Here is a 12,887-nt window from a genome sequence, read left to right as displayed (position 1 = left end):
ATAGGGCATGCGCCCGCGACAGGGCCGATCGCCAGCGATCCCAACCCGAGAGGCTACACGCGTGAGACAGATCCTCGTGATCGGCATCGGCACCGGCAATCCGGAGCACGTCACGATCCAGGCGATCCGCGCCTTGAACACGGTGGATGTGGTCTTCGTCCTCGACAAGGGCGGGGAGAAAGCCGACCTCGTCGCCCTGCGCCGGGCGATCTGCGAGCGCTACATCGAGGACCGGCCCTATCGCATCGTCGAGGCGCAGGACCCGGAGCGCGACCGCAATCCGGCCGATTACGGTGTCGCCGTGGACGATTGGCACGGTGCCCGCGCGGCCCTCTACGAGGCGATGATCGCGCGCGAACTCCCTGAGGACGGCACCGGCGCCTTCCTGGTCTGGGGCGACCCCTCCCTCTACGACAGCACCCTGCGGATCATCGACCGGATCGTGGCGCGGGGACGCCTCGCCTTCGACCATCGGGTGATTCCCGGCATCACCAGCGTCCAGGCCCTGGCGGCGAGCCACCGCATCGCCCTCAACCGCATCGGTGCGCCGGTGCAGATCACCACGGGGCGCCAGATCGCCGGCGGACTCTCCGAGGAGGCCGACACCACCGTGGTGATGCTCGACGGCGACCCGACCTTCGCCCATCTCGACCCGGACCTGACGATCTACTGGGGCGCCTATCTCGGGAGCGACGACGAGATCGTCCTGTCGGGCCGCCTCGGCGACATCGCCGGCGAGATCCGGCGCGTGCGCGCCGAGGCGAGGGCGCGCCACGGCTGGATCATGGACATCTACCTGCTGCGCAGGCCTGCGGATTAGGCCGGATCCTCGCCCTCAATGGTTGCGCCGTCGCCCGCCTTTCTCGAGGTGGCCGGCCAGGGTGAAGGCGATTTCCCGTATCAGGGAATCGAGGAGTGCGGCCAGTCTCGGCTGGTGAAGGTCGGCCACGAGGTCGTGCAGGGCGATGGCGTGTTCCGCCATGCGGTTGGCCGCCTGCTCGGCATGCAGGCCGGGCTGGTGAAGAATTGCCCCATCCTCGGTGCGATCGATGGCGATGCCGAGGCCCCTCGCCCGCCCCCCGGCGGACTCGCCCCGGTCGATCCGCCCGCGCAGACCGAGCCGGCGCTCGCCGCGAACCGTCCGGAACGCGATCTCGAACGGGCCGCCCGCCTCGACGGCGGCATGCAGGGCGTTCTCCACGCGAAGCCGGTCCTCCGCGAGGATCGTCGCCAGGAAGGCGTCGAGACTCACGCCCGACGCTTTCGGAGCGAGACCGAGCACGTCCGCGAAGGAGTCCGAGACGGCGATCCGGCCGGCCCAGACGTCGTGGGACCAGACGCCCACGACGCCCGACGCATCGAGCGCGGCCAGAATGCCGTCCGTGTCGCCGGTGAGAAGGCTCGTGCGCGCAGGCATGGATCTCCTGGGCCGCCGGGGCGGATCGCTGAGGACGAAACCCGTGATCGCGGACCGACACGCGACAGGAATCGCCCTCGCCTAGAATTTACCTGAAGTTGACAGATCCCCATCGATCCACGGGAACAGGCGCAACTTAGCCGCTGACATAAGCGATTGGAAGGGCAAGACACGCCCTGCGGGAAGTTTTGGCAACCTCAGATTGATTGAAGACTCTGGGGTTGAACGTGGGCGGGAGCGTCCATCCTGGCCCCCATCTGCGGTCCACGGAACCCGTCGATACCAAGCCGCGGTCTTAACCACTGGTTAACCATGACGGGCCAAAACCGGGATCAGGGCATCCTGGTGTCACGGGACGACGGCTGCGAGCCGGACCGCTGACGATCCGAGGCAGGGAATTCCGTCGGCTTCCGAGCCTAAGGATCCCCCGGCACGGCAGGACGCGACATCTCAGGACGCGAGAAGGGCTCCCGTATGAAAGCCATCACCTTCGTCACCCAGAAGGGGGGGAGTGGGAAGAGCACGCTGTGCATCTCACTGGCCGTCGCGGCGCAGGAGCGCGGCCTGTCGGTCTGCATCCTGGAAATGGATCGTCAGGCGACGATCAGCGACTGGCTCGACCACCGCACGGCGGACGGCCCGGAAGTCGCGCAGATCGATGCGTCGCAGATCGAGGCCGTCATGGCCCAGCTGCGCGAATCCTCCTACGATTACGTCTTCATCGATACGCCGGGCGTGGATTCCACCGGAACGCTCTCGGCGATCCGCGCGGCCGATCTCTGCATCATCCCCTGCCGCCCCACCCCGGCCGACCTGCGCGCGTTCAAGCCGACCCTGGCCGCCATCTACCGCCTGGAGAAGAAGTTCGCCTTCGTCCTGAACCAGACCCCGCCGCGCTCCTACCGGATCCGCGACGCGGCCGACGGCCTCGCCGTACTGGGTATCCTGCCGGACGTGAACATCGTCGCGCGCACCGACCATCAGGACGCGATCGGCGTCGGTCAGGGTGTCACCGAATTCAACCCCAAGGGCCAGGCCGCCGGCGAAGTGCGCAGGCTCTGGACGTGGATCGAGAAGAGGATGCAGGTCGTCAAGCATGCCAAAGCCGCCTAGGCCGAGCCTCGCTTCCATCGTCGCGGGAGCCGCTTCCCCAGCCAGGAGCGCCGACATCGTCCAGCTCGATACGGGCCACGTACCGGTCCGCAAGACACCGAGCACCCTGAAGGAGCGCGCCCGGCAGATGTCGGTCTATCTGGAGCCGCCGGTCTACGACCAGCTCCGCGACCTCGCCCATACCGAGCGCACCAAGATGCACGCGCTCATGCTCGAAGCCCTCGACCTCCTGTTCAAACAGCGGGGGACCATGCCGATCGAGCGGCTGAACGAGACGAACCACCGCTGAAGCCCTCTCCTGTCGACATCGATCGTCGACAGGAGAAAACTGTTTCTTGATCACGGCTTACACGTCACTTCTCACCTGGTACATCCGCCCGTGACGGCGTCGCCCGATGGGTCGGACGGATGCGTCCGGAGCAGGATATCCACATCCTCGAAACCATGATTTCCGTCAGTTTCACAGCGCGATAGCGATACCCTCTCATTCATCGGACGAGGGATCGGCGGCGGATCGGGGCCCCATCAGCAGCGTTCAGGTTTCCTTTACGTCAACCCGACAATTGTCTGTGCAATCGAAGCCCGCTCTTTCGGGACGGTCTTCGACGGCCGGACCGGATCGCTCTTCCGTTCCTCGGCCCCGGATGGTGTTTCGAGAGCGCAGAGTGCTGGGCGGTTCGGTATGGCGCGTTCGACGAAGGCCGGATCGGCTCCAATGGCGGGCGTACCGCTGTTGCGCCTCCTCGCCGTGTCCGTGGTGGCACTGACCACCGCGAATTGCGCGCAGAACACCCAGAAACTCGCCGGCCCGGCCGGCGCTTCCGGATCGTCCTACGATCCGAAATACGGCGTGAAGGCGAGCCCGCGCCTCTACAACGAGGGCGACACGATTCCGAAGGGCGGCGGCCGCCGCTTCTCGGGAAAGCCCTACGTGGTGGCGGGCCGCACCTATGTGCCCCGCGACGACGCCAAGGGCTATGTCCGCGAGGGCCTGGCATCCTGGTACGGCAGCGCGTTCCACGGCCGGATGACGGCCAATGGCGAGGTGTTCGACCGCCATTCCATCGCAGCCGCTCACCCGACCCTGCCGCTGCCGAGCTATGTGCGGGTGACCAACCTCGCCAACCGCCATTCGATGATCGTGCGCGTCAACGATCGCGGCCCCTATCACGCCAACCGCCTCATGGACGTATCCGAGGAGGTGGCCCAGGCCCTGGAATTCCATCGCAGCGGCACCGCCAAGGTGCGGGTGGAGTATGTCGGCAAGGCGTCCACCGCCGGCAGCGACGACCGCAAGCTGATGGCAACCCTGCGCACCGACGGCGCGCCCGCCCGTGTCGGCGGCGGCTCGCCGGTGATGATGGCCGATCTCGGACCCGATGCCGAGCCGGAGCGTCTGTCGCGCGCGCAACGTCCCGCCCTGGCCTTCAAGCCGGCCCCTGACGAGGACGACGCCGCCCCCGCGCCGCGTCCCGTCCGGCCCGCGCCGGTCCTGGTGGCGGGCGGCTCCAGCGTCGCCGTGCCGGCGGCCCTGCAGCCCACCGCGTCCCGGTCGCACGGCTTCCGGCCGACCATGCCGGATCGCCCCGCTCCTGCCCTGCAGATGGCCCATGCCGGACCGAATGCCGGGCCGAAGACGAGGGGGTCCTTCCCCCCGGCACCGACGCGCCTCGCCTCGAGCGCCGGCCCCGCCCAGGCCCAGGCATCCAAGCCCGGTGCCCCGTCGCACAAGGAGGCGACGACGCTCCAGGCCAGGCTGGGCACGTCCGCTCCCAGGACGAAACTCGCCCAGTCGCCGGTTCCGGCGGCACCGCAGAAGATGGCCGCCGCCCCCGCTCCCTCGCGCGGCCAGGTCGCGAAGACCGCGAGCGCCACGGCGCCGGCACGCTCGGCGACGGGCCATGCCGCGGTGGCGAACCTGCGCCCGGCTCCGCTGCCCACGGGCCCGCTGGGAACGGCCAAGGCCAGCGTCGCCAAGCTCTCCGTGCCCCCGGCCGGCTCCCAGATCGCCGGCGCCCGGGCCGGGCGGGGCAAGTCGCCCGCCCCGGTCGTCGCCGCCGCTGCCGCGAAGTTTATCCAGGCGCGCCGCTCGCGCATCGCCGAGGTGAACTGATCGCGGGTGGTGGAGACCGGCGGCTGTGTCTCGACGAAGGATACGGCCCCGCGGCGTCATGTCGTCCACCGCGCTGCGATATCGTCGCCAAAGTTGCGTTCGATTTCGCCGGGAATCCCCTGTATCATCTCGCAAGGGCGAGAACGGACCGGGCTTATCAGCCAAGCCTCGGGGTCGACGGGCATGAGGCGAACGATGCGTGCGACGACGAACCGGACGAATCTGGCCGCCGGGTTTCGGGCCGGACTGGCCGGCTTGAGCCTGTCGGCGATCGGCTGGTTCGCGGCGCTGCCCGCCCTTGCCCAGAGCTTCCAGACGGCCGCCCCCCACGCCATCCTGATCGATGCGGATTCGGGCTCCGTGCTGTTCGAGAAGGGGGCCGACGAGCTGTTCTCGCCGGCCAGCATGGCCAAGCTGATGACCACGGAGATTGTGTTCAACGAGATCCGGCAGGGCCGGCTCAGCATGGACAGCGAATTCCAGATCACCGAGGACGCCTGGCGCCGGGGCGGCGCCGGGGGAGGCGGCTCCTCGATGTTCGCCCAGCTCAACAGCCGCATCAAGCTGTCCGACCTGCTGCGCGGCCTGATCGTGCAATCGGGCAATGACGCGGCCATCGCCATCGGCGAGGGCATCGCCGGCTCGGAGGAGAATTTCGGGCGGATGATGACGGCGCGGGCGCGTGAAATCGGCCTGACGCGCTCCACCTTCCGCAACGCCACCGGCTATTCCGCGCCGGACCAGAAGGTCACCGCGCGCGACCTCGCCAAGCTGGCGATCCACATCATCGACACCTATCCCGACCTGTACAAGATCTTCTCCGAGCGCGAATTCACCTGGAACAAGATCAAGCAGCAGAACCGTAATCCGCTCCTCACCCTCGATATCGGCGCCGATGGCCTCAAGACCGGATATCTCGAGGAATCGGGCTACGGCCTCACCGGCTCGGCGGTGCAGAACGGCCAGCGCCTCATCATGGTGGTGAGCGGCCTCAAGACGGCGCGCGACCGCGCCGCCGAATCCCGCAAGCTGGTGGAATGGGGGTTTCGCGCCTTCGAGCCGCGCCAGATCTTCGCCAGCGGCGAGACCGTGGCCGATGCCTCCGTCTTCGGCGGGGCACAGGGCAGCGTTCCCCTGGTGGCCAAGAAACCGGTCCGGGTGCTCCTGCCCCGGGGCAATGGCGATCGCATCAGCGCCCGCGTCGTCTATCAGGGCCCGCTGACCGCGCCGGTGGAGCAGGGCCGGGAGGTCGGCCGCCTGCGCATCACCCGTGGCGACACCCAGGCCCTCGACCTGCCGGTCTATGCCGGGGAGGACGTGGCGGCCGGCACGATCCCGCAGCGTGCCCTCGACGGGGCCTGGGAGGTCGGGACCGGACTGTTCCGCCGCGCCTTCGACAAGGCTGGCGTGGGTGACAAGGCCGGCGCCAAATCGTGACCGACCGAAACCGCGGGCAGGTTGGGCGGAGCGGGGCGTTCATCACGTTCGAGGGCGGGGAGGGGGCCGGGAAGTCGACCCAGATCGGCCGCCTGGCCGCGCGCCTGCGCGGTCGTTCCTCCGTCCCGGTGGTGACGACGCGCGAGCCCGGTGGCTCGGCCAAGGCCGAGGCGATCCGTGAGGCACTGCTGGCCGGCACGGTGAAGCGGCACGGTCCCTTCGCCGAGGCACTCCTGTTCTCCGCCGCCCGCATCGACCATCTCGACACGCTGATCCGCCCGGCCCTCGCCCGCGGCGAGACCGTCCTGTGCGACCGCTTCTCGGATTCGACCCGTGCCTATCAGGGGGCGGCGGGCGGCCTCGATTCCGCCCTGCTCTCGACCCTGGAGCGGGTGGTCGTCGGGGATATGACGCCCGACCTCACCCTGATCCTCGACCTCGACCCCGCCATCGGCCTCGCCAGGGCGAAGGCCCGGGCCGGGGAGGGGGAGGCGGCCGACCGGTTCGAGGCGGAGGCGCTCGGCTTCCACACCCGCCTGCGGCAGGCGTTTCTCACCATTGCGGCGGAGGAACCGGAGCGCTGCATCGTCATCGATGCCGGTCTCTCCCCCGATGCGGTGGAGGCGGCGATCGCGGCCGCCCTCGCCGCCCGCCTGCCCGGCCTTCTGTCCGGCCCGGAGGCCGCCGACGATGCGGCCTGAACGCGCGCCGGAGGACGTCGAGCCCGGCGACCTCGCCGACATCCCCCGCCCGCGCGAGCAGGCCGGCCTCGTCGGCCATGCGGAGGCGGAGGCCGCCTTCATCGAGGGGATCGGTTCGGGCCGCCTGCACCATGCCTGGCTCATCGGCGGCCCGCGCGGCATCGGCAAGGCGACCCTGGCCTACCGGGTGGCGCGCTGGCTCATCGCCAACCCGCGCTCCGGCCGCGTCCCGGACACCCTGGCCGTCGATCCCACGCATCCGGCGGCCCGACAGGTGGCGGCCCTGTCGCATCCCAACCTCGTGGCCCTGCGCCGGACGCGGCCGCACACTGCCAAGACGCTCGCCACCAAGATCTCGGTGGATGCCGCCCGCCACGCCCTCGACCTGTTCGGCTCGACGGCGGGCAATGACGGCTACCGCATCTGCATCGTCGACAGCGCCGAGGACCTCAACGCCAACAGCGCCAATGCCCTCCTCAAGATGGTGGAGGAGCCGCCGCCCCGCTGTCTGTTCCTCATCGTCAGCCACGCGCCGGGGCGGCTGCTGCCGACGATCCGTTCGCGCTGCCGCGCCCTCAACCTGCGGCCCCTGGGGGAGGGGGAGGTGGCTCGGGTGCTGGACAGCTTCCCTCCCCCCTTCGTGCGGCCCGACCCGGAGGCCCTGGCCCGCGCCGCCGCCCTGTCCGAGGGCTCGGTGGCGCAGGGCTTCGCCATGCTCGACCCGGCGACGTCGGGCCTCGTCGGCGAGATGGAGACCCTGCTGTCGCGCCTCGACCATCCCGACTGGTGCCGCATCCTGGCGCTCGCCGAGAAGCTCTCGGGGCGCGACGCGGACGAGCATTTCGCCGCGAGCCTCGACACGGTGTTCCGCTTCGTCTCGTCGGAACTGGACCGCCGCCGCCACGAGCCCCCCGCTCGCCTTGCGGCCCTGGTGGAGGTGTGTGACAAGATCGCCCGCGCCGCCCGGGAGGCCGCGACCTACAATCTCGACAGGCGGCCGCTGATCCTCTCGCTGTTCGGCGATCTCGCGGGGGCCGTGCGCGCCGGGACATGAGCAGGCTCGTCCTGTGATCCGATGAACCGCGTATCCGAGGGTATTTCGACGCGATGGCCAACGAGTCAGGGCCCAGCCCATCCATTGCCAAGACGTCCGGTTCCGACAACGAGACCGTCGGTTCCGATGCCAAGTCCTTCGGCATCAGCACGGCGATCTCCTATCCCAACGGCGCGCCGCATATCGGCCACGCCTATGAGGTGATCGCCACCGACGCAATTGCGCGGTTCAAGCGTCTCGACGGCTACGACGTGCTGTTCTCCACCGGCACCGACGAGCACGGGCTCAAGATCCAGCAGACCGCGTCCAGGGCCGGCATCGGCCCGAAGGCCCTGGTCGACGACATGGCCGCGCGCTTCAAGGCCATGGCCGAGGCGCTGAACTGCAGCCACGACCGCTTCATCCGCACCACGGAGCCCGACCATTATGCCGCCGCCCAGGAACTCTGGCGGCGCATGGAGGCCAACGGCGACATCTACCTGTCGAAATACGCCGGCTGGTACTCGGTGCGCGACGAGGCCTATTACAACGAGGACGAGACCGAGACCGCCCCAGACGGGACGCGCCGCGCGCGGGAGACCGGCACGGCCGTGACCTGGATGGAGGAGGAGAATTTCCTGTTCCGTCTCTCCGCCTACCAGGATCGGCTGCTCGCCCTCTACGAGGCCCAGCCCGACTTCATCGGTCCCGAGACGCGGCGCAACGAGGTGGCGAGCTTCGTCCGCTCCGGCCTCAAGGACCTGTCGGTGAGCCGCACCAATTTCGACTGGGGCGTGCCGGTGCCGGGTCACCCGGACCACGTCATGTATGTCTGGGTCGACGCTCTGACGAACTACCTCACCGTCACGGGCTTCCCCGACGAGTCCGATCGCCGAAACAAGTTCTGGCCGATGGATCTGCACGTCATCGGCAAGGACATCGTGCGCTTCCACGCGGTGTACTGGCCGGCCTTCCTGATGTCGGCGGGCCTGCCGCTCCCGAAGCGCGTCTTCGGCCATGGCTTCCTGCTCTCCAAGGGCGAGAAGATGTCGAAGTCCCTCGGCAACGTGGTCGATCCGATGGACCTCATCGCGACCTACGGGGTCGATGCTTTGCGCCAGTTCGTCCTGCGCGAAGTGCCCTTCGGCGGCGACGGCAATTACAGCCACGAGGCCATCATCACCCGCTACACGGCGGATCTCTCCAACGGGCTCGGCAACCTCGCCCAGCGCTCGCTCTCCATGATCGCCAAGAATTGCGGCGGCCTCGTCCCCGAGCACGGCGCGTTCACGGAGGACGACCGGGCACTCCTGGCGCTCGCCGACGCCCTGCCGGCCTCGGTGCGGGTGGCGATGAACAAGCTCGCCCTCCACACGGCGCTCGCCGACATCTGGGCCGTGGTGACGGCCTCCGACCGCTATTTCGACGCTCAGAAGCCCTGGGTCCTGCGCAAGACCGACCCGGCCCGCATGGCCGCGTCCCTCTACGTGGTGGCCGAGACCCTGCGCGCCATCGGCATCCTGGTGCAGCCCTTCATGCCGGATTCGGGCGGGAAGCTCCTCGACCTCCTGGCCGTGCCCGCCGACAGGCGGCAACTCGCCGATATCGGGGAGGGGGGCCGGCTGGTGCCGGGCACGGCGCTCCCGGCGCCGAGCGGGCTGTTCCCGCGCTTCGTCGAGCCGGAGAGTCCCGCCGCCTGAGGCGGTGTCCGCAGAGTCAACAAGAATCCCGAGCTTTGTCCATGCTGGTCGATAGCCACTGCCATCTCGACTTCCCGAATTTTGCCGAGGATCTCCCCGGCGTGATCGCCCGTGCCGAGGCGGCGGGCGTGACGGGGATGCTCACCATCTCGACGCGGGTCGCCAAGGCACGGGTCTACGAGGCCCTGTCCGAGGCTCATCCGCAGATCTGGCACACGGTGGGGACCCATCCGAACGGGGCAGGGGACGAACCCGACGTGCCCACGGACGCCATCGTCGCCCTCACCCACCATCCGCGCTGCATCGGCATCGGCGAGGCGGGGCTCGACTACCATTACGAGGACGCCGCCCCGGAAGCGGTGCAGGAGCGGGTGTTCCGCCGGCATATCGCAGCCTCCCGCGAGACCGGCCTCCCCCTCGTCATCCATGCCCGCGATGCCGATGACCACATGGAGGCGGTGCTCGTCGACGAGATGAAGCGCGGGGCGTTCAAAGCGGTTCTGCACTGCTTCTCCTCCGGCCGGCGCCTGGCCGAGGTCGGGATCGAACTCGGCCTGTCGATCTCGTTCTCGGGCATCGTCACCTTCCGGCGCTCGCACGAGCTGCGCGACATCGCCCTCGCCGTCCCCCGCGACCGCATCCTGGTGGAGACCGACGCGCCGTTCCTGGCGCCCGAGCCGCATCGCGGACGCAGCAACGAGCCGGCCTATACCGCCGACACCGCCCGCTCCCTGGCCAAGACCCTGGACATGGAATTCGCGGCCTTCGCGAGCCTGACGACGGCGAATTTCCACCGCCTGTTCGACAAGGCGACGCTATCCGGCGGCCGCGGGGCGTGACAGGCGCCCGCCCCTTTCGATACCAACGGACCGGGAGGTGCGGATGGGTTCTCTGACGCTGACGATCCTCGGCTGCGGCTCGTCCGGCGGCGTTCCCCGGGTGGGCTACGGCTGGGGTGCCTGCGACCCGGCCGATGCCAGGAACCGGCGGCGGCGCTGCTCGATCCTCGTGGAGCGGCGAGGGGAGGCGGGCGCCACCAGCCTCCTCGTGGACACCTCGCCCGATCTGCGCGAGCAATTGCTGACGGCGGGGGTGAGCCGCCTCGACGCGGTGCTGTACACCCATGCCCATGCCGACCACACCCACGGCATCGACGACGTGCGGCCCCTGGTGATCCACATGCACCGGCGCATCCCGGTCTATGCCGACGCCGAGACGCGGGCCCTGCTCACGCTCCGCTTCGGCTATTGCTTCGAGACGCCGCCCGGCAGCGCCTACCCGCCGATCCTCGACCTGAACGATCTCGTGGCCGGCGAGCCGGTCACGATACGGGGTGAGGGCGGTACGATCGAGGCGGTCGCCTTCGGCATGGAGCACGGCGCCGAGTCCGCCCACGGCTTCCGCTTCGGGCCGGCGGCCTATGCGCCCGACGTGAGCCTGATGCCGGAGGCGGCCAAGGCGCGGCTCCACGGCCTCGATCTCCTCATCATCGATGCCCTGCGCGACACCCCTCACCCGACCCATTACTCGGTCTCGGATGCGCTCGCGCTCATCGAGGAGGTGCGTCCGCGCCGCGCGATCCTCACCAATCTCCACACCGATCTCGACTACGCCACGCTCGCGGCCAAGCTGCCGCCGGGGGTGGTGCCGGCCTATGACGGGCTGTCGGTGAGCGTGGACCTGTAGCCACGTCCTGCCGACCTTCTCGAGCCGAGCACCGGGGAGGGCGCGCTTCAGTTGCGCAGGGGCTCGGCCGGGATCAGGCCGGCATTGACCAGGATCTGCGCCGTGGCGGCCTTGGCGAGGCGGTCGTAGCCTGCATCGGTCATGTGCAGCCCGTCGGGACCGATCATCTGCGCCGGGCTCAGGAGGCCGCTGGCGGCCCAGGTCCGCATCAGGGCGTGGCGGCGGATCACCGGCACGTCGAGGTCGGCCGCGAGGCTATGCAGCGCCTCGCCGTAGCGCTCGGCGCCGTTGGTCGTGCTCAGGCGGCGGCACCATTGCTGGTCCATCAGGATCACGTCCGAGCCGGCGGCGCGCATCGCCGCGATGCCCTGGCGCGTCAGTTCTGTGAAACGCTCCACCGTGACGCCGGTCATCGGGTCGTTGCTGCCGGTCTGCCAGATTACGAGGTCGGGCCGCTCGGCCAGCACGTCCCGGTCGAGACGGCGGGCCATGGCCTCTGCGTCGTCGCCGCCCTTGCCACGGTTGAGGACGGTGACGATGGGATGCTTCGCGCCACCCATATCGAGGCGGCCCTGCAGGTCTTCCTGCAATTGCGCGGGGTAGGCGGCGGCCGGGGAGGAGGCGCCCGACCCTTCCGTGGACGAGGAGCCGAAGGCGACGATGCGGATGTCGGATCCCGCCTTCACCAGGGCGGCCACGTGGGAGAGCTTAGCCAGCGCCCTGGCGGGGATCGCCGGCTTCGTCACCGCCGGCTCCGCCCAGGCCGGAGCACCGAGGCCCAGAGCCGCGAGGGCCAGGCCGAGGATCGGGGCGGCGCAGGGTTTGAGCAGGGTCAGCATCAGATCCGCTTCGAGAACGAACGGGGCGGGCGGCCACGAAGACCGGTCCCACTCCGCGACGGGTTAGACACGCCGTTTGAGATAGGATTGTGACGATTGCGCCGGAAACTGGCGGATCGCTTAAGGAAGCTGGTGAGCAAGGCGTAAAGCTGCCATCTCACGGCGGCACCTCATGGAATGGTGAATCCCAGCTTCCTGTCAAGGTGCCGGCAATGCCCCCCCTCACCCCGTTCGTAGGGGCATCAAGTTCCATAATATATCTTATGCGAACGGCGCTTCTGGGGCTGGGCGGGGGCTCTGCAGCCTCTGCTTCCGCCTCAGCGCACCCAGACCTTCAGGTCGTATTCGGCCGCCGAACCATCCGGGTTGATTGTGAGAACGCGGTAGGTGTCGAACCCCTCGAAATTCTCTTCCGTCTCGTAGGTCATCCGGAGGCCGGGTACCTTCTTGGCGTTGCAGGACGCGAGCGGCGACGCGGTGGGATAGCGAGGGAAAGAATCGATCTTGTCGAACGTCACGCTGCCGTGGCGCGGCTGCTCCAGGATTCGCGCCACCACCGGCCCCTGCGACGAGCAATCGGGATAGAGGTAGGCGAAGAAGGCGATGCTCCGCGCCTCCCCCTTGGGCACCACCCGCGTCAGGGGAAGGACCGGGATGGGCATGGGAGCGTCGGGCTTCCCGCCGGTCGGAGGCACCGCCGGAACCTGGACCGCGTGCGCGGCGAAGGGCCCGGACAGGAGCGGAACGGCGAGGAGGACAAGAAGCGGCTTCAGGCGCATGACGACGTCCGGCTGGCGAAGATGCTGGTGCATCCTGTCTAGTTGCAGGGTCACGCTTTTCACAATCAC

Annotated in this window: 13 protein-coding genes; 10 read left to right on the top strand and 3 right to left on the bottom strand. The window is 69.1% G+C overall.

Going from position 1 to position 12,887, the window contains the following annotated elements; genetic code table 11:
* Positions 1-61: 61 nt before the first annotated feature.
* On the top strand, positions 62-820 hold the full coding sequence (gene cobF, locus MKK51_RS08170) for a precorrin-6A synthase (deacetylating) (RefSeq protein ID WP_243976232.1): 759 nt from the start codon (positions 62-64) through the stop codon (positions 818-820).
* Between the two features lie 15 nt (positions 821-835).
* Here the strand turns inward: cobF and MKK51_RS08165 are convergent, their stop codons facing one another.
* Positions 836-1,417: a PAS domain-containing protein gene (locus tag MKK51_RS08165; RefSeq protein ID WP_243976230.1), complete on the bottom strand. Its 582-nt coding sequence runs from the start codon at positions 1,415-1,417 to the stop codon at positions 836-838.
* 474 nt (positions 1,418-1,891) lie between these two features.
* Between MKK51_RS08165 and MKK51_RS08160 the strand changes: the two genes are divergently transcribed.
* From MKK51_RS08160 to MKK51_RS08120, 9 genes are all read left to right on the top strand, one after another.
* The gene (locus tag MKK51_RS08160) at positions 1,892-2,530 is read left to right on the top strand and encodes a ParA family protein (protein WP_027173591.1); all 639 of its coding nucleotides are present in this window, start codon (positions 1,892-1,894) and stop codon (positions 2,528-2,530) included.
* Complete coding sequence (locus MKK51_RS08155) at positions 2,514-2,819, top strand: ribbon-helix-helix domain-containing protein (protein ID WP_027173590.1); 306 nt, start codon at positions 2,514-2,516, stop codon at positions 2,817-2,819. The genes MKK51_RS08160 and MKK51_RS08155 overlap by 17 nt, the downstream gene beginning before the upstream one ends.
* Positions 2,820-3,212: 393 nt before the next feature.
* A complete protein-coding gene (locus MKK51_RS08150; protein ID WP_243976229.1) occupies positions 3,213-4,643 on the top strand; it encodes a septal ring lytic transglycosylase RlpA family protein in 1,431 nt (476 codons plus the stop codon).
* Positions 4,644-4,838: 195 nt separating this feature from the next.
* Positions 4,839-6,080, top strand: a complete 1,242-nt coding sequence (locus tag MKK51_RS08145; RefSeq protein ID WP_243976227.1) for a D-alanyl-D-alanine carboxypeptidase family protein — start codon at positions 4,839-4,841, stop codon at positions 6,078-6,080.
* Positions 6,077-6,781, top strand: coding sequence for a dTMP kinase (tmk, locus tag MKK51_RS08140; protein WP_243976225.1), 705 nt, complete (start codon positions 6,077-6,079; stop codon positions 6,779-6,781). Before MKK51_RS08145 ends, tmk begins: the two co-directional genes overlap by 4 nt.
* Complete coding sequence (locus tag MKK51_RS08135; RefSeq protein WP_243976223.1) at positions 6,771-7,835, top strand: DNA polymerase III subunit delta'; 1,065 nt, start codon at positions 6,771-6,773, stop codon at positions 7,833-7,835. Before tmk ends, MKK51_RS08135 begins: the two co-directional genes overlap by 11 nt.
* 53 nt (positions 7,836-7,888) lie before the next feature.
* Positions 7,889-9,514, top strand: coding sequence for a methionine--tRNA ligase (gene metG, locus MKK51_RS08130; protein ID WP_243976221.1), 1,626 nt, complete (start codon positions 7,889-7,891; stop codon positions 9,512-9,514).
* A gap of 41 nt (positions 9,515-9,555) precedes the next feature.
* Positions 9,556-10,353: a TatD family hydrolase gene (locus MKK51_RS08125; protein ID WP_243976219.1), complete on the top strand. Its 798-nt coding sequence runs from the start codon at positions 9,556-9,558 to the stop codon at positions 10,351-10,353.
* Positions 10,354-10,396: 43 nt separating this feature from the next.
* Positions 10,397-11,200: an MBL fold metallo-hydrolase gene (locus tag MKK51_RS08120; RefSeq protein ID WP_243976218.1), complete on the top strand. Its 804-nt coding sequence runs from the start codon at positions 10,397-10,399 to the stop codon at positions 11,198-11,200.
* Between the two features lie 47 nt (positions 11,201-11,247).
* Here MKK51_RS08120 and MKK51_RS08115 read toward each other — a convergent pair whose 3' ends face one another.
* Together MKK51_RS08115 and MKK51_RS08110 are read right to left on the bottom strand one after the other, a co-directional pair.
* Positions 11,248-12,039 (bottom strand): SGNH/GDSL hydrolase family protein, encoded by a 792-nt coding sequence (locus MKK51_RS08115; protein ID WP_243976216.1) that lies wholly within the window; start codon positions 12,037-12,039, stop codon positions 11,248-11,250.
* A gap of 317 nt (positions 12,040-12,356) precedes the next feature.
* Positions 12,357-12,872: a hypothetical protein gene (locus MKK51_RS08110; protein ID WP_243976214.1), complete on the bottom strand. Its 516-nt coding sequence runs from the start codon at positions 12,870-12,872 to the stop codon at positions 12,357-12,359.
* Positions 12,873-12,887: the final 15 nt, after the last annotated feature.

It is taken from the genome of Methylobacterium sp. E-045 (genome assembly GCF_022829685.1).
In the GTDB taxonomy this organism is placed as follows: domain Bacteria; phylum Pseudomonadota; class Alphaproteobacteria; order Rhizobiales; family Beijerinckiaceae; genus Methylobacterium.
The sequence above is the reverse complement of the archived record's forward strand: the minus strand, read 5'-3'. Positions and strand labels throughout refer to the sequence as shown.

Excerpts from the sequence above, each read along its gene's own strand:
- MKK51_RS08165 (WP_243976230.1), bottom strand. The coding sequence starts at position 1,417 with ATGCCTGCGCGCACGAGCCTTCTCACCGGCGACACGGACGGCATTCTG.
- MKK51_RS08160 (WP_027173591.1), top strand. The coding sequence starts at position 1,892 with ATGAAAGCCATCACCTTCGTCACCCAGAAGGGGGGGAGTGGGAAGAGC.
- MKK51_RS08155 (WP_027173590.1), top strand. The coding sequence starts at position 2,514 with ATGCCAAAGCCGCCTAGGCCGAGCCTCGCTTCCATCGTCGCGGGAGCC.
- MKK51_RS08150 (WP_243976229.1), top strand. The coding sequence starts at position 3,213 with ATGGCGCGTTCGACGAAGGCCGGATCGGCTCCAATGGCGGGCGTACCG.
- MKK51_RS08145 (WP_243976227.1), top strand. The coding sequence starts at position 4,839 with ATGCGTGCGACGACGAACCGGACGAATCTGGCCGCCGGGTTTCGGGCC.
- MKK51_RS08135 (WP_243976223.1), top strand. The coding sequence starts at position 6,771 with ATGCGGCCTGAACGCGCGCCGGAGGACGTCGAGCCCGGCGACCTCGCC.
- metG (WP_243976221.1), top strand. The coding sequence starts at position 7,889 with ATGGCCAACGAGTCAGGGCCCAGCCCATCCATTGCCAAGACGTCCGGT.
- MKK51_RS08125 (WP_243976219.1), top strand. The coding sequence starts at position 9,556 with ATGCTGGTCGATAGCCACTGCCATCTCGACTTCCCGAATTTTGCCGAG.
- MKK51_RS08120 (WP_243976218.1), top strand. The coding sequence starts at position 10,397 with ATGGGTTCTCTGACGCTGACGATCCTCGGCTGCGGCTCGTCCGGCGGC.
- MKK51_RS08115 (WP_243976216.1), bottom strand. The coding sequence starts at position 12,039 with ATGCTGACCCTGCTCAAACCCTGCGCCGCCCCGATCCTCGGCCTGGCC.